This is a genomic window from Mycobacterium szulgai (genome assembly GCF_002116635.1).
Lineage (GTDB): Bacteria > Actinomycetota > Actinomycetes > Mycobacteriales > Mycobacteriaceae > Mycobacterium > Mycobacterium szulgai.
This window is the reverse complement of sequence record NZ_LQPW01000120.1, coordinates 67,755-83,868: the sequence shown is the minus strand read 5'-3', so window position 1 is coordinate 83,868 and position 16,114 is coordinate 67,755. Positions and strand designations below refer to the sequence as shown.

The following is a 16,114-nucleotide window of genomic DNA, read 5'->3' as shown; positions in this document are numbered from 1 at the left end:
GCTACATAGCGAACGTGCGACGCAGCGTCCGGGCGTGCCACGCCCGGTTCTCCTGGGAGACGACCCAATCCGGAACGGCCGAGTCGAAGCCGTTGAATGTTGCTGCCACGACATGTAATTCGGTGTGCACATAGGCGTGCAGCAGTCGGTTGGCGTAATCGATTGCCTCGTCGCGGCACGGGTCGATCTCCGCGCAGCTGATGAACGTAGGTGGCAGCCCCTCCAGATTGGCCCGATGTGCGGGTACGTGCGGACCGGTTGCGGCGGCATGGCCAAGGTAGTGGCTCCAGGCCCGGCTCACCGCCGGCCCATTGAGGCCCGGCGTGCGTTGAAACTCCCGACGCGACGGAGTCGCATCGGAGTCGAGCATCGGATGATGCAGGACTTGTACCAGTATCTGTGGCCCTTCCTGGTCGAACATCCGCTGGGCCAGGCTCGCGACCACCGCGGCACCGGCATCCCGACCCATGACCGCGACGCGAGCGCCGTCGGCGTTGAGCTCGGCGGAGTTCCTGACGACGTGATGCAATGCCGATTCGGCATCGTCGAGCGCGGCCGGACATGGGTTCTCGGGCGCCAACCGATAGTCGACCGACACCACCAGACAGTCGGCGCTGCGGGCCAGTTCCACGCAGCGTGCGTGGTCGGTGTCCAGGTTCCCGGTCACGAAGCCACCGCCGTGGGCGTAAATCACCAGCGGCGCAGGTGAATTGGTGCCGCCCCGGTACAGGCGAAGGTCCAGGGTGTGACCGTCGGCGCCGGCGATAGAGCGCGATTCCACGGTAACGCCGTCGGTGTCGGTTGCCGCGGCCCGCTCGGCGGCGAGCCGGTCGGCATGGGCGCGCTCGGCCGCCAGCGTCTCGGCCCGGAATTCGACGATGCCGAGACCGGCAGCGCTGTCTCTGAGCGCTGGGTCGATACGGCTAAGGCCTTGCGGCCGTGTGAGATTCGTTTGTGTCATCGTTCTCCGGGCAGGGCCTTGACGGTCGATGGCAGACCGTAGAGCGCGGTCGCGTTACCGCACATGATTCGGTCCCGCTGGTCGGGTGGGAACCGGTTGAGTGCATACGTTGGGGAGTCGTAGCTCCAGTGCGGATAGTCCGTCGAGAACATCAGATTGTCGCCCAGGTCCATCATCTCCAGATACTCCCGGAACCGCACGGTGTCGGCGTCCTCGAGCGGCTGCGTGGTGAACCGGACATGTTCGCGCACATACTCCGACGGACGGCGGCGCACCAGCGGCAGGTCGCCGCGGCGGGCCTCCCAGATCCGGTCCATCCGCGTCATCACCGGCATCGCCCAGGTGAAGCCACCTTCGATGAATACCACCCGCAGGTCTGGATGGCGATCGAACGCACCGTCGAACACCAGGCTCATCAGGTGCGACACGTACAGCAGCGGCCAGGACGCGAAGAAGTCGTGCCAATGTGCGGGATTGCCCACCGGGTACAGCGGGATCAGCTCGAAGGGAGTCTGCCCCATCAGATGCGTGGCGACTGGCAGCCCGTGACGTGCCGCAGCCTGGTAGAGCGGGTCGAAATGCGGGCTGCCGAATGGAATTCCACGGGTCTGCGGCGTCATCAGGACCTGCGCCAGGTAGGGGTGGCCGGCCCACCGCTCGACTTCCCGGGCCGCTTGCTCCGGCGTCTGCGCGCTGACGCTGATCGATCCGCGCCAACGGCCGTGTCCGTTGTGCTTGTCCAGCCAGACGTCGGCAAGCCAGTCGTTGTGGGTCGACTTCAGTACGTGCTCGGCCTGCGGCAGCTGCGCGTCGCACATCGGTTCCAGTGACGCGATGCTGACCCCGGCGTCGACCAGCAACTGTTTGGCGGCGAAATCCGGGTCGCTGCCGGCCAATCCGCCGTTGGGGGGCACGGCGTCCAGTCGCATCGACATCGTCTTGTAGGAATCGGGGGTGTCGTAGAAGTGCGGCACCGGACTGATCGCATTGCCGGTCGGCCAGATCTTGTCCACCCATTCGGGTGGCGCATAGGACTTGAGCACCTCCGCGGAGACGGGCAGTGGGTGAACATCGGTGTCCACCACGGTGACGTCGATGTCTACCTGCTCCACGGTGCTCATGCCACTGCGCTTTCCACGCTCAGGCCATAGAGCGCAGCGGCGTTGCGCCACAACATCTTTTCATGTTGCGCGTCGTCGAGTCCGGTGGCCGCAGACGCCGGTGACGTGGTGGACCAATGGGGGTAACTCGACCCGTACATCACCAGGTCGGCCTTGTCGGAGAAGTCCATCCAGCGCGGCATGTGCCCGGATTCGAACGGCCCGTCCAGGGCCGACGAGCAGAACCGGACGTGGTCGGGCAGGTACTCACTCGGATAGCGGTCGACCCACGGGGTCTGGTCACGCATCGACAGCCAGAAGGTGTCCAGCCGCCACATCAGCGGAGTGAGGATGTCGTAGCCGCCGTCGGCGAAAACGAACTTCAGTCCAGGGTGGCGGCCGAAGACGCCCTCGACGATCAGCGTGGCCAGGTGGACGAAGTAGTTGAGCGGCATGAAGGCTGCGTAGCCGGGGTAGGTGTGCGCGTGGCCGGCGAAGGTAGGCGGATGGTCGACCCCGTTGCCGCCGTTGATGTGCACCGCGACCGGTAGTCCGTAGGCGGCAGCTGCCTCCCAAATGGGCTCGAACATCGGCTTGCCGTAGGGCTCGCGGGACTGCATCGGGATCCCGACCTGGACCAGCTTGGGATGATCGGCGAGGCGCTCGATCTCCGCAATAGCGCCCTCGGGGTCTTCGGGGTTGACTCGGATGGTGCCTCGAAAACGGTTGCCGGTGTCGGGTTCTAGCCACCGGTCCAGCAGCCAGTCGTTGACCGCGGCGCAGATCCTGCTGTTGAGCCGGTAGTCGGCGATGTTGCCGCGCGTCAGCGGATTGAGAATCGCGTAGTTGACTCCGGCGGCTTCGAACAGGTGCCGGGCGGCGGTTGCCGGATCCGATCCGGGATAGTGCTCGCCATAGAGGTCTTCGCGGTAGTCGCCGCCGGGCGCTTGATACCACTGCTGTTCGACGTCGGGAATCGAGCGCAGCCGGTGCGCAGCGGGGAGATAGCGGCGGATCTCTGCGTTGTAGCGGAAATGCGGCTGTACGTTGCTGTCGATGATCATGCCGTCACATAGACCTCTCCGTCGGTGACGTCGACTTGGTAGGTGCGCACCCGCCGCCGGGGATCGGCGACGTTTTGGCCGGTGGTGATATCGAATTCCCAGTTGTGCCAAGGACATCGGACAATCTGACCGTCTCGCACGCGGCGCAGGCCGTCCGGCTGTGTGGGATCGGATACGTTCGTTCCGCCGATCAAGCCCAGGCACAGCGGGGCGCCTTCGTGCGAGCAGTAGTTGACGATCGCATACAGCGCGCCACCGACGTTGTACACACCTACACCGAACCTGCCGGCGTCGACGAGCTTCATAGTGCCGGGCGGCAACTCATCGACGGAGCACACGAATCGGCGTTCCAGCACCGCAGAATCACCGCCTTGTCGACCGGCTTCGTTGCTATTTATATTATGATAGCGATATTCCAGGCGGTACGAACCTGCCTTTCCCGCTTGCCCAGGAGGAGCGCTGATGACGCTGCGCACCGAGCACATCGATCCCGAGGGCCAGGCCATAACCCTCGACTTCACCGGCGAGACCAGCCCCTACCCGTTCTTCGAACACATGCGCCGCACCGACCCGGTCTGGCACGGCGGCCTGTCCGATCAGTCGCAGATGCCCGAGGAACTCAAGCCCAACGACGAGTGGGTGCTGTTCGGCTACGACGGTGTATATCAGGCCTTTCGCGACGACCGGATCTTCACGTCGGCGAACTACGACAAGACCATCGGGCTGGTGATGGGGCACACGATCTTGGCGATGGGCGGTAGAGAGCACCACGATCACCGCAACCTGGTGGCCAAGGCGTTTCGCGCCACCGCCTTGGAGCGTTGGGAGCCGTCGGTGATCGGGCCGGTGTGCGATCAGCTCGTCGACGAGATCAAGGACCACGGCGCGGCGGATCTCGTCAAGGCGGTGACGTTCGAATTCCCCACCCGAATCATCGCCACGCTGTTGGGGCTTCCCGAAGAGGATCTCGACCTTTTCCGTCGTCTCTCGCTGGATCTCATCTCCATTCCGACCGACATCATGGCGGGCCTGAACGCTGCCGCCGAGTTGCACGGTTACTTCCTCAATCAGGTCGAGCAGCGGCGCCGCAAGCTCACCGACGACATCATCGGCGATCTGGTCGGCGCTGAGATCGAGGGCGAGAAGCTGACCGACGAGGCCATCATCGCCTTCCTGCGGCTCTTGCTACCGGCCGGATTGGAAACGACGTACCGTTCGTCGGGCAATCTGCTCTATCTCTTGCTGACTCACCCCGAGCAGCTGGCGGTGGTCTATCACGATCGGTCGCTGATTCCGGGCGCGATCGAAGAGGGTCTGCGCTTTGAAACCCCACTCACCATGGTCATGCGAACCACCACCGAAGACGTCGAAATAGGCGGCAAGACAATCCCGGCCGACGCCCAGATAGACATGTGTATGGGTTCGGCCAATCGCGACGACAGCCGATGGACCGACCCCAACACCTTCGACATCCAGCGCCCGCGCCAGGCGCACATCGCATTCGCCGGCGGCATCCACATGTGCCTTGGCATGCATCTGGCCCGGCTGGAGACCAGAGTAATGCTGAACAGTCTGTTCGATCGCGTCAAGGACTTGGCGTTCGTTCCCGACGACGGAACCGGCGTGGAGTCCAAGATCGTCGGGCTCACCTTCCGGTCACCGAACAAGCTTCCGGTCACCTTCGTACCTACCGCATGAGGAGCCGGGCGGCCATTTTGCACGACGTCGGCGGGCCCTGGTCCGTCGAGGAATTCGAACTCGATCCGCCGCGCGCGGGGGAAGTTTTGGTCGAGATGGCAGCCGCTGGCCTCTGCCACACCGACGACCACATCCTCACCGGCGACATGTCGGTACCCAACGAGGTGATGCGATCGCTGGGCCGCACACCGATGTTCCCCACGATCGGCGGACACGAAGGCTCGGCAACGGTCCGTGAAATCGGCTCCGCGGTAACCGATTTCGCTGTCGGCGACCACGTGGTCATGTCATTCGTCGCGGTGTGCGGACAGTGCCGGTGGTGTGCGAGCGGCATGGAATACATCTGTGATGCGGGCATGGGCACCATGACCCCGGGGATGCCCACCGACGGCACCTTCCGTCATCACACCGCCGACGGCCGGCCGCTCGGGCACCTGGCCAAGATCGGCGCCTTCGCCGAACACACTGTCGTGTCGGCCAATTCGCTCGTCAAGATCGACCCCAGCCTGCCCCTGGCGCCCAGTGCATTGCTGTCCTGCGCCATACCCACCGGTTACGGTTCGGTCGCCAATCGCGCTGGCATGCGCGCCGGCGATACCGTCGTAGTCGTCGGCGCCGGCGGGATCGGCACGGGCGCCATTCAGGGTGCCCGGATCAACGGAGCCGCGCACATCGTCGCGGTCGACCCGATGGAATTCAAACAGAAATCAGCCCGGATGTTCGGCGCAACCCACAGCGCCGCAACGCTTCCCGAGGCGCTCGACCTGGTGAGTGACTTGACCTACGGGGTAATGGCCGACGCCGTGGTGGTCTCGCCGTCGCTGATTACCGCCGCCGACGTCGGCAATGCCTTGAAACTCACCCGCAAGGGCGGGACCTGTGTGCTCACCGGAATGACTGCACAAACGACCCGTTCGATCAAGATCGATCTACAGGACTTCATCCTGATGAACAAGACCCTGGCGGGCACCATCTTCGGGTCGTGCAACGCCAGGGCCGACATCGCCCGGCTGGTCAGGCTTTACCAAACCGGCCAGCTGCAGCTCGACGAGATGATTACCAGGCGCTATCGCCTCGACGACATCAACGATGCTTACCGCGACTTGCACAACGGCGAAATCGTCCGGGGCATCATCGATTTCGCCGCCGACTAACCGTCTTTGGCCCGTTGTTTCTGTTCGTGTATTTCGCGCAGTTTCTTGAGCCTCATCAGTTTTTCGACTTGGCCGTACGCATCGATGGGGCTGTGCAGCGACAAGCCGCCGTCGGCGTGCAGCACTTGTCCGGTCACCCAGGACATTTCGAGAACACCCACGATGGCCTCGGCGACGTCGCCGGGCTCCCCCAGCCGACGCAGCGCGGTCCGCTTGGACATGCCCTCGACCCAGGCGGGCCACTTCTCGGCGTCGGGCAGCATCGGGGTTCGGGTGACGCCGGGGCCGACGGCATTGACGCGGATGCTGTGGACACCCCACTCGGCGGCCGCGACCTTCACCAGCATGTCCAGACCGGCCTTCGAAACGCAGTAGGCCCCCATATCCCGGTCTGCGATGCTGCCACTGATGCTGGACACCGCGACGATCGAGCCCGGCACGTCGGCGTCGATCATCGCTTGAGCGGCCGCGCGGATCGTTAACCAAGTGCCGGTGAGATTAACCGCCAGGACCCGCTCCCATTCCGCGGGCGGCAGTGCCAGCAGCAGACCGGACGACCCGATCCCGGCGGAGGTCACCACCCGGGTAGGCACTCCGTGCTGCCGCACAGTCTGTTCCATCGCCGCGGATACCGCTTCGGGATCGCTTACATCGCAATCGATATCGGCGCCGGAGAGGTCCCAGGCCACAACGTCATGACCTGCGTTGCGCAACTGCGCGACGACTTCTCGTCCGATACCGGAGGCACCACCGGTGACCAATGCGGTCTGGGCGTTCACGCCTTCGCTCATGCCTTCGAGCCAACCGACTCGACCAGACCAACACTTAGCACAGTTAGCGATCGTAGTCGGTGGCCTGGACAGCTGACCGGCCGGTGCAGCTAACTACGTCAATTCCGGGCCCGGCACATCGCGCTGACCTGATCGGCCAGGTCCGACAAGGCCCGCGCCGTCGCCAACTCCTGACCGGACTTACTCGCCAGACAATCGGCCGGATGACGGTATGCCACGCCTAGTCCGGCAAGATGTGCACCGCCCAATTCCAACTCAACCTTTGCATATGTCCTTCCATGGTGTTCATCGATGGCGAGCGTGACCAGTGGGTGTATGACGGACTGCGGATGACTGTTCTGGTGCATGGGTCGGTCTCCGAATCATGCTGCGGACTAGGTCACTTTCGACCTTCATGAATCCCGATGGCCTCCCCTAGGGCCATTAGTCCCTTATCGGTAACGCCGATCGGCACGTTCCGCACGCTTTCGTGACCCGCGACTGCTAGAGGTGCCCGAACTGTCCGATTTTGGCCATAGTCCGGTCCCACAACTCGCTCCCAAGCCGGGCATCGTAGGCCGCACGGTTGGCTTTGGCGATCCTATGTCTCGAGTAGTACTCCCCCGAGGTCCAATCGACACCTGGCGTCCCCGATGCCAGCCAAGTCAGCTGTTCGGCGCCCTGCTCGGCAGTGGCGGTAAACCGCGCGGTCACCGGCATGCGGTACTTCATGAAATTAAGAAACCGTGACCCCGACGCTTCGCCGAAGTTGGAGTTGACATAGCCGGGATGAAACGTCACGGCCGACAAGCCGCGGGCGTGGTATCGGCGATGTAGTTCCGTGGTGAACATGACGATTGCCAGCTTGGTGAGGGCATAGGCAACGCTGGGCCTACGTCGAGCCGTGTTCTCCAGGTCGTTGACGGCGACCCTGACCAGCAGTTTCTGCGACGAGCTTGTTGTATTGACAACGGCGGCGTGAGAATCGATCAATTGATCCAGCAACTGTGTGGTAAGCAGAAACGGCGCTAAGTAGTTGACCTGATACGTCTTCTCAAAGCCATCGGCCGTTAGCTGCGTTTGGCTGCACATACCGCCCGCATTGTTTGCCAATACGTCGATGCGCGGATACTCCGCACGGATTTTGTCGGCTAGTGCGCGCACCTGGGACAGATCGGCGAAGTCTGCCACGAAATAGTCCGCACCCAATTCGGCGGCCACTGCTTTGGTCTTGGCCCCCGAGCGACCCACCACGACGACATTGTGTCCATTGCGGCTGAGCTGACGTGCGGCCGCGGCACCAATGCCGTCACTGGCACCGGTGATGACAATCGTCTTTTGTGTCACGGGCATCCTCGCGGGTTTGCTGCTCACCTGAACGAATAACGCACCGGCAGGTGCTTGAGGCCACCCACGAACGTTGTGGCGACGAATTGCGGATCACCATTGAGTTCAATGGCTTTCAGCCGCGGCAGCAGCTCGGTGAAGAAGCTGCTGACTTCCATCCGGGCGAGGGCGGCACCCATGCAGAAGTGCACGCCGTAGCCGAAGGCGAGATGCTTGTTGGGCTCGCGCCCGACGTCGAACCGGAACGGGTCGTCGAAGACATCCTCGTCGCGGTTGGCCGACACATACGACAACAGCACGGATTCGCCTGCGGCTATAGGTATTCCACGCACCTCCGCGTCCTTTGCGGCGGTGCGCATGAAGTGCTTGACCGGGGTGACCCAGCGGATCATTTCCTCGGTCGCCAGCGCCATGAGGCCCGGATCGTCGCGCAGCCGCCTGAGCTGGTCGGGGTTCTCCAGCAGTGCGAGCAGGCCACCGGAGATGGTGGCGCTGGTGGTGTCGTGGCCGGCGGTCGCGACGATCAGGTAGTAGGACACCGTTTCGATATCTGACAGCGGCTCACCATCGATGCGCGCGTTGGCGATCGCAGAGGCCAGATCCGCGGTGGGCTGCTCGCGCCGCGACGCGGTCACACCATTGAAGTAGCCGAACATATCCAGCAGCGCCGGCAACTGGTCTTCGTTGGTAGTGCCTCGCTGAAATTCACTGTCGTCGCTGCCGAATAACTCTTGGGTCAGCTTCAGCATGCGGGGAAAGTCGACTTCGGGCAAGCCGAGCAGCGACATGATGACGTACAGCGGGAAGTTGACCGCAACCTGCTGCACGAAGTCGCATTCGGGCCCCACAGCCATCATCTTGTCGACGTAGCTCTTGGCCAGTTGGTCGATGCGAACTTTCAGCGACCGCATGGCCTTTGGGCGAAACCAGTCCGAGCCGATCGCGCGGACCACCCGGTGCTGCGGGTCATCGAGGTGGATAAGCGTGCGTACGCCGGCGGCGGCCTGTAGCTCATCACCCTCCACCGTCGCCAGCACCGGGCGGGGCCAATTGGTGAACACCATGTTCTCGCGCTCGATGTCCATGATGTCGGCGTGTTTGGTGATCGCCCAAAACGGCCGGTAATTCGGCACCTCCACCCACGACACCGGCGCGCTGGCGCGCAGATGTGTCAGTGCGGCATGCAAACGCGGCTCGTCGGTATAGGCCAGCGGATCCGCGAGTAGCTTGGCGGCCTCATCCACGGTCGGCGCGCTCATTGACGAAACTCCTTCAGTGCGGCGCTAATACAGTCTTGCGAAGCGGCGTAGAAGATCGGCAGCACGCGGTCGACGATTCCCTCACAACGAGCGCGCAACGCGTCGCCGATTTCCTCGACCGGTCCGACGACGGCGAAAGCCGCCAGCATGTCGTCGTCGATGAGCGAACCCATGGCGTCCCACTCACCTTGCTTGGACAGGCGATGCAATTCGCTGTGCAGGTCGCCCCAGCCGTGCAGGTCAAGAACCCTGCGGTAAGCCGGCGTTGATCCGTAGAAGGCGATCTGTTTACGAGTGGCGGCGATGGCGGCGGTCAACTCCTGGTCGTTTTCGCCGGTGGCCACCATCACTTCGGCCGACACTTCGAGGTCGCTGCGATCGCGACCGGAGTGCTGCAAACCCTGCAGCAGCAGCGGCATCGTCACCTCGGTGAGGTATCGCTTGGAGACCATCGGGTGCCCGAGGTGGCCGTCGGCGATCTCGCCGCACATCTCGGTCATCGCTGCACCGACGGCGGCCAGGAAGATCTTCGGCGCGGAGTACGGGTGGGGTTCGGGGGTGAACATCGGGGTCATGATCTTGTGGGTGTAGAACTCGCCCTCGAAGCACAGCCTGCGGCCGTCGCGCCAAGCGGACCAGATCGCATGTAACGCGGAGACGAACTCGCGCATGCGACGCGCCGGGTGGCTCCATGGCATGCTGAATCGCTTCTCGATATGAGCCTGGATCTGAGTCCCCAGCCCCAGGATGAAGCGGCCCTTGGAGTAAGCCTGCAAGTCCCAGCCCAGGTTGGCGACGAGCATCGGGTTGCGCGCAAATGCCACCGCAATATTGGTGCCGAGGTCGATTCGAGAGGTGTGCTCGGCGGCCAACAGCAGCGGCAGGAACGGGTCGTGACTGGTTTCGGCCGTCCAGCCCCCGTCGTACCCGCGTTCTTCCAGAATGCTGGCCGACTGCGCCGCGCGTGTGAGTTGATTGGAGATGCCACCGTCGATCTTGAAGCGGGCGGCACTACCCATGCGGGTGACTTTACAGTAAGCAATCCAGTATGTAGGACAGATGCATGACGAAAGCCGAGGACTGGGACGAGACCCTCGATGATCTCGACCGCCGCCGTCAGCAGGCACGGGCCATGGGCGGGCCGGAACGGCTGGACAAGCACCGCGACAAAGGCAAGCTCGACGCCCGCGCCCGCGTGCAACGACTTCTCGACGCGGGTACCTTCCGCGAGTTCGGCACGCTGGTCGGTGGTGAGATCCCCTCCGACGCGATCGTCACCGGCTCCGGCCGTATCAACGGCGTGCCCGTGCTGGTGGGCGCCGAGGACTTCACCACGGTGGCCGGAACCATCGCGCCGGGCAGCAACTCCAAGCGCTACCGCATCGCCGAACTGGCGTTGCGCGACAGGATCCCCTTGGTGATGCTGCTCGAGGGTGCCGGGTTCCGGCCTACCGGAGTGCATTACGGGCGGACTCCAACCGACCTGCTTGCTCAGGCTCGATGCTCGGGCCGGGTTCCGACGATCACCGCGGTGCTGGGCGCATCTGCAGGACACGGTGCCCTGGTGGCCCCGGTCTGTGACTTCAGCATCATGAGCGGTCAGGGCGCGATCTTCACGGCCGGGCCGCCGGTCGTCAAAGAATCCACGGGAGAAGACATTTCGAAGGACGACCTAGGCGGTCCGGATGTCGCTCTGGCAAGTGGCGTGATCCACAACGTCGCCGAGGACGACGAAGCCGTGCTCGACGCCATCCGGCGCTATCTTTCGTATTTTCCGCCGAGCGCGTGGTCCTACCCGCCGTCGCTGCCGACAGACCAGACGTCGGAACCCAGACCGACACCGGAGTTACTGAACATCGTCTCCCGGGACAACCGCCGCGTCTACGACATGCGCGGGGTCCTCGACGTGGTGTTCGACCGGCCCGATTGGTTCGAAGTCCAGCCCGCTTTCGGCAAGGCGATCATCTGCGCCCTGGCCCACCTCGGCGGACATCCGGTGGCCGTCGTCGCCAACCAACCCAAGGTTCTGGCCGGGTCCATCGACGCCGACGCCGCCGACAAGGCGGCACACTTCATCATGGTGGCCGACTCCTTCCACCTCCCGCTCATCTTCCTGGCCGACAACCCAGGCATGCTTCCGGGTAGCCGGTCCGAGCGCCAAGGCGTTTTGCGCAGCGGGGCAAGGATGTTCGCTGCGCAGACAGCGGCAACCACCCTGAAGCTGCACCTGACGCTGCGCAAGGCCTATGGTTTCGGCTCCATGGTGATGTCACTGATCAGCTTCGACTCCCAGGTGGCCACGTTCGCCTATCCAGGCGCAACGATGGGAGCTATGGGGGCCGGCGCGCTAAGCCGCGCCTCCCACGCCGACGAGAATCTATCCGCCAAGCTGCGCAATGCCGAACTGCAGGCGTCGTATCGATCGGCCGAGCACATGGGTTTCGATGAACTCATCGATCCCCGCGAGACGCGTGATGCGCTGCTGGCGGCACTGCAGCGAGGTCTTTACAGCCGGCAGGGCGCTCCGGAACCGGTCAGTCGCACGCTGATCATGCCCTGACGTTTTGGTGCCTCAACATGCGAATTCAATGATTGGTCAACGTTTACCGAAGGTCTGCCCAACACCATTGCCCTATCAATAACGCATTGGCCGCGACCAGCGGCGGCGCTCTGGCCCCTCGTCGCGTCCGGAGTCGCACGGGCAACGACGTAGGAAGTGTTGAGCATGACCGCAATGAGGCAGTTATCCGGCTCCCCCCGCAGATACGCGAGACGCAACTTCGCCGTGAATTTCGGCACTCACGTCGAGGTCGTCGAGTCCGGTCCCAGCATTGCCGCCCGGCTGCTCACGGCGGCGTCGCGACTGATGGTCAGGCCGATTCTGACCGTGGGCAGCTACGCTCCCCTGCTGCCCTGGCCATGGGGCCTCATCGACGCCGCATCCCGAATCCGCCGCGTCCCCCCTGGCGCCGCCGAGGCCACGATCGCGTTGCCCAATGCCACCGCGCAGTTGGTCCACGCTCCTGGGGTGCTGCCCGCAGACGGTACCCGACGGGTGGTGCTCTTTCTGCATGGCGGCTCGTTCCTGTTTGGCGGGGCGAATTCGCATAGCAGGATGGTCAATGCGCTGTCGACATTCGCCGACTCGCCGCTTCTGGTCGTCAACTATCGGCTGATGCCCAAGCACACGATCGGGATGGCCATCGACGACTGCCACGATGCCTACCAGTGGCTGCGGAGGCAGGGATACCAGCCCGATCAGGTCGTATTGGCGGGGGATTCCGCGGGCGGCTATCTCGCCCTTGCGCTGGCACAGCGGCTGCGCAACATCGACGAAACACCGGCTGCGTTGGTGGCGATCTCCCCACTCATGCAACTGGGACACGCACCCAAGCAATCGCATCCCAACATGAAGACCGACGCGATGTTCTCAGCCAAGTCATTCGATGCGTTCGCGGCGCTGCTAGCCAGCGTGGCCGCCAAGCACCAGGTCGACGACACCCCAGAAGCGCCCTATGAGCCGCTCGACCATATCGAAGCCGGACTGCCCAGGACACTCATCCACGTCTCGGGGTCCGAGGTGCTATTGCACGACGCACAGTTGGCCGCGGCCAAACTGGCTGCTGCCGGTGTGCCGACGGAGTTGCGGGTCTGGCCCGGTCAAATTCACGACTTTCAGGCCATCACGCCGATGGTGCCCGAGGCGACCCGCTCCCTGCGCCAGATCGGGGAGTACATTCGCGAGGCCACCGGCTAGCGGACGTCAGCCCGGTAGGCGGCGACGACGGGTTCCAGCTCATCGGGGGTGGCGCCGTGCATGATCACCGCGTCCGCGCCGAAGTCGAATTCCTTGCGAATGCGGTCGACGCATTGCCGGGCCGACCCAGTCGCCGACGGCTCCAGCCATTCGTCGGGAATCAACGTCGCGATGTGCTCGATCTGCTCCGGGGTGGCCTTGTGATCGATCCCGCCGGCGACAGACGTCACAATTTGATCCTCGCGGAACCGTTGCAGCACAGCGGGATCCCACTTGTTGGTTTTCACAAGTAGATCGCCGTACCCCTGTAGATAGGTGGCCAGCCGGGCGACCGTCTTCTTCAGCCGCAGCTGCTCGGGAAGGTGGTCACCGACCGTCGCAAAGCACGACCACACCCGCACGCTGTCCGGGTCTCGCCCCGCCTCCTCCGCCGCTGCCTTGACTGTTCTGACGCACCGCTGCAAGGTTTCCGGGGCGAAGTAGGTGTGCAGAATGACGTCGTCGAACGCGCGGCCGCCGAGCTTCAGCGTGTTGGGACCGAAGGCCACCAGTGCTAGGCGAATGTCTTCGTTGAAGTCGCGGTCGAGAAACAGGATGGGGTACTTGCCCATTGGTCCGTCGTGGTTGAAGATCACCTCGCCGTGCCAGAGCCGGCGCATAACCTGCGCCCAGTCCTCCATCTGCGCGGTCGTCACTGCCGGGATCCCGAATGCGCCATAGATCGCGGCGATGCCACGGCCGATGCCTAGCGTGAACCGCCCGCCGGAGAGCCGGTGCATGGTGGTGGCCCAGGATCCGGTGATCAGCGGATGGCGCGTGTTGTGATTGGTTGCGGCGGTAGCGATCTGCATGCTGCTGGTGACCGCACACGCCGCCCCCACGAGCGAGGAGGCTTCCTTGACATTCCAGCGTTCGGAGATGAATGCGGTGCCGAAACCCAGTTCCTCGCCGCGGCGCGCCTCGTCCATCAAGGTGGCTGGGCCCTCGCCGCCGGCACCGGCCAGCAGGTAGTAGCCCAACTCATCGAGCACGCGATCGATAGTCACTTCCAAACCCCTTGCTGATAGCCGCAATTCCAGACATCGGTGATCTTCCCGTCGACAACCCGAAAAACCTCGATGCTGCCGATGCTTGTTTCAGTGCCGTCTTTGCCGGTCATAGTCGAGTCGTACACGATCGTTACGTGCTCGCCGTCGTCACCGGTAACTACGATGTTGAGCGCGAAGCGCAACTTGTCGAACAGCGCCCACGTGTCTTCAACACGCTTGACGGCCTGCTCGCGGGTGAGCGTGTGTGCCGCACCTACCTCGTGCCGAACGACGTTGTCGGCGAACAACTCCTGGGCCAGCCCCAGGTCGCGTTCGTTCCAGACCACGAGGTTGTACTGCTCGACCACCTCACGTGCGGTCCAGGTAGCCATTACTCGTGCACAGCTTCCTCGGCAACCGTGCGCAGGAATCGCTCGGAGACCTGCTGGACGCGCTGGGAGAACACATGACCGACGTGGCCGCCGTCGTACCAGTACAGTTGCCCACCCCAGCGCTCCTGCAGCGCCATTGCGGGCTCGCGCATCGCCATTCGGTCGTGCCAAGCGCCGACGATCAGCCGGCGGTGCGGAGGCGGCGCCGGATCGACCGCCAGTGGATCGATCACCGAGGTCAGCTGTGAAACCGTAGGAGATTCCAGCAACGCACGGAATCCGTTGCGGGACGCACCCCAGCGCCCCAGGTGCCGCGCGATCATCGAATTAAGACCCAGAATCGGGGTATACAGCGCGACGGCGTCGACCTGGCGCTCCAAGTGGGACACCAGCGCGGCCACCGGGCTGCCCATCGAAATCCCCGCCACCACAACCGCGGCCGCCTTGGGCTGCACCCAGCGCACCACCGCACGCACCTCCGACACAGACCGCATCATGCCCGCGACATTGCCCAGCGGATCCATGTCGGGATAGCGCGGCCACTGCCGGCGCCGGCTACCGTGGCCCGGCTGCACCGGCATCGCGACATTGAACCCCAGCTTGCGGTGCAGTCGGTCGATGCGCGACAGCAACAGGTCCTCCCGGCCGCCCTGACCGGCACCATGTACCCACACGAGCCACGGCCGCGGCCCGTCGTGATGCCGGCACAAGTGGACGACCGCTGTCGCCGGGCCACCCAGGCCGGCGGCCTGCAGCGTCTTCGGCAGTGTGGGTTGGTGGTGGAATGTCATCCGCTCGTACACCAGACCACCGATCCGATGACGGCGTATCGCGCGTATCCGCAACGGTTCCGGCTCCGCATGCGCGCCATCGATGCCCAGCGCCGACAATTCCTCGGCCGCCGCCGTGCAGCCATCGACTGGCCGCATCTCCTTTGGCAGGTTACTGCCGAGCAGCGAAAAGCCACTCAGCACAAGCTCGTCCAACAAAACCTCACCGAACTGGCGAACGCCGCGCGTAGAGTGCGGCACCCACCCGGTCGACTGATTGAGACCGGACAGCGTTCGCGGCACGACCAATGCCACTTCGCGTGCGACATCCAGCGCGCGCGTCGTGGTTGACATGCCTACCACCTAGACCAACTTGATGCCGGTGTTGCTTTAGCCATATCGCTCCTTGCGGCAGCTTGGACAACCTCAGTCCGACTGCTGAAATCTATACTGTAACCCACCTAGTATCGCCTTGCCCAGGAGCCGCCCACCACGTTGAGAACGACGGGTGGCTCGCGCCACGCGTTGCGCGGATGGCCGGCGAGACCGAGGAACAACTAGGCCTGTTGCCGATGGGGCACCACTCCCGGACGGCTTCTGTGACCCGTACCACGTAGGTGTATCTGATATACCGGGGTAGGGTATATATAGCACAGCCGGCCCCATCGATTGTCCCGGCTCGATCCGCGTCATCAGCGTTCGGTTGCAATGCACCTGCTGAGATGCGTGAACAGACAAACAAAGGATATAGGAGCAATGCCAGGCATCAAGGCGGCGAATTACGCGACGTCGGCTTCCATCCGGCGAACTCGCA

At 63.9% G+C, this 16,114-nt stretch carries 16 protein-coding genes; 4 read left to right on the top strand and 12 right to left on the bottom strand.

The window, feature by feature from the left end:
* Position 1: 1 nt before the first annotated feature.
* Genes AWC27_RS16585 through AWC27_RS16570 form a run of 4 tightly spaced genes read right to left on the bottom strand, consistent with a single transcriptional unit; the run spans position 2 to position 3,481 of the window.
* Positions 2 to 961, bottom strand: coding sequence for an alpha/beta hydrolase (locus AWC27_RS16585; protein WP_085671477.1), 960 nt, complete (start codon positions 959 to 961; stop codon positions 2 to 4).
* The gene (locus tag AWC27_RS16580) at positions 958 to 2,082 is read right to left on the bottom strand and encodes an amidohydrolase family protein (RefSeq protein WP_085671476.1); all 1,125 of its coding nucleotides are present in this window, start codon (positions 2,080 to 2,082) and stop codon (positions 958 to 960) included. The genes AWC27_RS16585 and AWC27_RS16580 overlap by 4 nt, the downstream gene beginning before the upstream one ends.
* The gene (locus AWC27_RS16575; protein WP_085671475.1) at positions 2,079 to 3,125 is read right to left on the bottom strand and encodes an amidohydrolase family protein; all 1,047 of its coding nucleotides are present in this window, start codon (positions 3,123 to 3,125) and stop codon (positions 2,079 to 2,081) included. Before AWC27_RS16575 ends, AWC27_RS16580 begins: the two co-directional genes overlap by 4 nt.
* A complete protein-coding gene (locus AWC27_RS16570; RefSeq protein ID WP_372516844.1) occupies positions 3,122 to 3,481 on the bottom strand; it encodes a Rieske (2Fe-2S) protein in 360 nt (119 codons plus the stop codon). The genes AWC27_RS16575 and AWC27_RS16570 overlap by 4 nt, the downstream gene beginning before the upstream one ends.
* Positions 3,482 to 3,587: 106 nt before the next feature.
* Between AWC27_RS16570 and AWC27_RS16565 the strand changes: the two genes are divergently transcribed.
* Positions 3,588 to 4,823, top strand: a complete 1,236-nt coding sequence (locus AWC27_RS16565) for a cytochrome P450 (RefSeq protein ID WP_085671473.1) — start codon at positions 3,588 to 3,590, stop codon at positions 4,821 to 4,823.
* On the top strand, positions 4,820 to 5,977 hold the full coding sequence (locus tag AWC27_RS16560; protein ID WP_085671472.1) for a Zn-dependent alcohol dehydrogenase: 1,158 nt from the start codon (positions 4,820 to 4,822) through the stop codon (positions 5,975 to 5,977). The genes AWC27_RS16565 and AWC27_RS16560 overlap by 4 nt, the downstream gene beginning before the upstream one ends.
* Here AWC27_RS16560 and AWC27_RS16555 read toward each other — a convergent pair.
* The 5 genes from AWC27_RS16555 to AWC27_RS16535 all read right to left on the bottom strand — a co-directional run bounded on the left by AWC27_RS16555 (position 5,974) and on the right by AWC27_RS16535 (position 10,372).
* Positions 5,974 to 6,768 carry an SDR family NAD(P)-dependent oxidoreductase gene (locus AWC27_RS16555; RefSeq protein WP_085671471.1) on the bottom strand — a complete coding sequence of 265 codons (795 nt, stop codon included), beginning with the start codon at positions 6,766 to 6,768 and terminating at the stop codon, positions 5,974 to 5,976. The genes AWC27_RS16560 and AWC27_RS16555 overlap by 4 nt on opposite strands.
* A gap of 98 nt (positions 6,769 to 6,866) precedes the next feature.
* The gene (locus AWC27_RS16550; RefSeq protein ID WP_085671470.1) at positions 6,867 to 7,115 is read right to left on the bottom strand and encodes a dsRBD fold-containing protein; all 249 of its coding nucleotides are present in this window, start codon (positions 7,113 to 7,115) and stop codon (positions 6,867 to 6,869) included.
* 136 nt (positions 7,116 to 7,251) lie between these two features.
* On the bottom strand, positions 7,252 to 8,094 hold the full coding sequence (locus AWC27_RS16545; protein WP_085671564.1) for an SDR family NAD(P)-dependent oxidoreductase: 843 nt from the start codon (positions 8,092 to 8,094) through the stop codon (positions 7,252 to 7,254).
* Positions 8,095 to 8,117: 23 nt separating this feature from the next.
* Positions 8,118 to 9,353 carry a cytochrome P450 gene (locus AWC27_RS16540; RefSeq protein WP_085671469.1) on the bottom strand — a complete coding sequence of 412 codons (1,236 nt, stop codon included), beginning with the start codon at positions 9,351 to 9,353 and terminating at the stop codon, positions 8,118 to 8,120.
* Positions 9,350 to 10,372 (bottom strand): LLM class F420-dependent oxidoreductase, encoded by a 1,023-nt coding sequence (locus AWC27_RS16535; RefSeq protein ID WP_085671468.1) that lies wholly within the window; start codon positions 10,370 to 10,372, stop codon positions 9,350 to 9,352. Before AWC27_RS16535 ends, AWC27_RS16540 begins: the two co-directional genes overlap by 4 nt.
* 44 nt (positions 10,373 to 10,416) lie before the next feature.
* On the opposite strand from AWC27_RS16535, the gene AWC27_RS16530 reads away from it, so the two are divergent.
* Positions 10,417 to 11,913, top strand: a complete 1,497-nt coding sequence (locus tag AWC27_RS16530; RefSeq protein ID WP_085671467.1) for an acyl-CoA carboxylase subunit beta — start codon at positions 10,417 to 10,419, stop codon at positions 11,911 to 11,913.
* Positions 11,914 to 12,078: 165 nt separating this feature from the next.
* Positions 12,079 to 13,110: an alpha/beta hydrolase fold domain-containing protein gene (locus tag AWC27_RS16525; protein WP_085671466.1), complete on the top strand. Its 1,032-nt coding sequence runs from the start codon at positions 12,079 to 12,081 to the stop codon at positions 13,108 to 13,110.
* On the opposite strand, the gene AWC27_RS16520 is transcribed toward AWC27_RS16525, so the two are convergent.
* Genes AWC27_RS16520 through AWC27_RS16510 form a run of 3 tightly spaced genes read right to left on the bottom strand, consistent with a single transcriptional unit; the run spans position 13,107 to position 15,654 of the window.
* Positions 13,107 to 14,189, bottom strand: a complete 1,083-nt coding sequence (locus AWC27_RS16520) for a TIGR03857 family LLM class F420-dependent oxidoreductase (RefSeq protein WP_085671465.1) — start codon at positions 14,187 to 14,189, stop codon at positions 13,107 to 13,109. The two genes, AWC27_RS16525 and AWC27_RS16520, sit on opposite strands and share 4 nt — an antisense overlap.
* Positions 14,153 to 14,530, bottom strand: a complete 378-nt coding sequence (locus AWC27_RS16515) for a nuclear transport factor 2 family protein (protein WP_085671464.1) — start codon at positions 14,528 to 14,530, stop codon at positions 14,153 to 14,155. Before AWC27_RS16515 ends, AWC27_RS16520 begins: the two co-directional genes overlap by 37 nt.
* Positions 14,530 to 15,654, bottom strand: a complete 1,125-nt coding sequence (locus AWC27_RS16510; protein ID WP_085671463.1) for an alpha/beta hydrolase — start codon at positions 15,652 to 15,654, stop codon at positions 14,530 to 14,532. Before AWC27_RS16510 ends, AWC27_RS16515 begins: the two co-directional genes overlap by 1 nt.
* Positions 15,655 to 16,114: the final 460 nt, after the last annotated feature.

Excerpts from the sequence above, each read along its gene's own strand:
- AWC27_RS16585 (WP_085671477.1), bottom strand. The coding sequence starts at position 961 with ATGACACAAACGAATCTCACACGGCCGCAAGGCCTTAGCCGTATCGAC.
- AWC27_RS16580 (WP_085671476.1), bottom strand. The coding sequence starts at position 2,082 with ATGAGCACCGTGGAGCAGGTAGACATCGACGTCACCGTGGTGGACACC.
- AWC27_RS16575 (WP_085671475.1), bottom strand. The coding sequence starts at position 3,125 with ATGATCATCGACAGCAACGTACAGCCGCATTTCCGCTACAACGCAGAG.
- AWC27_RS16565 (WP_085671473.1), top strand. The coding sequence starts at position 3,588 with ATGACGCTGCGCACCGAGCACATCGATCCCGAGGGCCAGGCCATAACC.
- AWC27_RS16560 (WP_085671472.1), top strand. The coding sequence starts at position 4,820 with ATGAGGAGCCGGGCGGCCATTTTGCACGACGTCGGCGGGCCCTGGTCC.
- AWC27_RS16555 (WP_085671471.1), bottom strand. The coding sequence starts at position 6,768 with ATGAGCGAAGGCGTGAACGCCCAGACCGCATTGGTCACCGGTGGTGCC.
- AWC27_RS16550 (WP_085671470.1), bottom strand. The coding sequence starts at position 7,115 with ATGCACCAGAACAGTCATCCGCAGTCCGTCATACACCCACTGGTCACG.
- AWC27_RS16540 (WP_085671469.1), bottom strand. The coding sequence starts at position 9,353 with ATGAGCGCGCCGACCGTGGATGAGGCCGCCAAGCTACTCGCGGATCCG.
- AWC27_RS16535 (WP_085671468.1), bottom strand. The coding sequence starts at position 10,372 with ATGGGTAGTGCCGCCCGCTTCAAGATCGACGGTGGCATCTCCAATCAA.
- AWC27_RS16530 (WP_085671467.1), top strand. The coding sequence starts at position 10,417 with ATGACGAAAGCCGAGGACTGGGACGAGACCCTCGATGATCTCGACCGC.
- AWC27_RS16525 (WP_085671466.1), top strand. The coding sequence starts at position 12,079 with ATGACCGCAATGAGGCAGTTATCCGGCTCCCCCCGCAGATACGCGAGA.
- AWC27_RS16515 (WP_085671464.1), bottom strand. The coding sequence starts at position 14,530 with ATGGCTACCTGGACCGCACGTGAGGTGGTCGAGCAGTACAACCTCGTG.
- AWC27_RS16510 (WP_085671463.1), bottom strand. The coding sequence starts at position 15,654 with ATGTCAACCACGACGCGCGCGCTGGATGTCGCACGCGAAGTGGCATTG.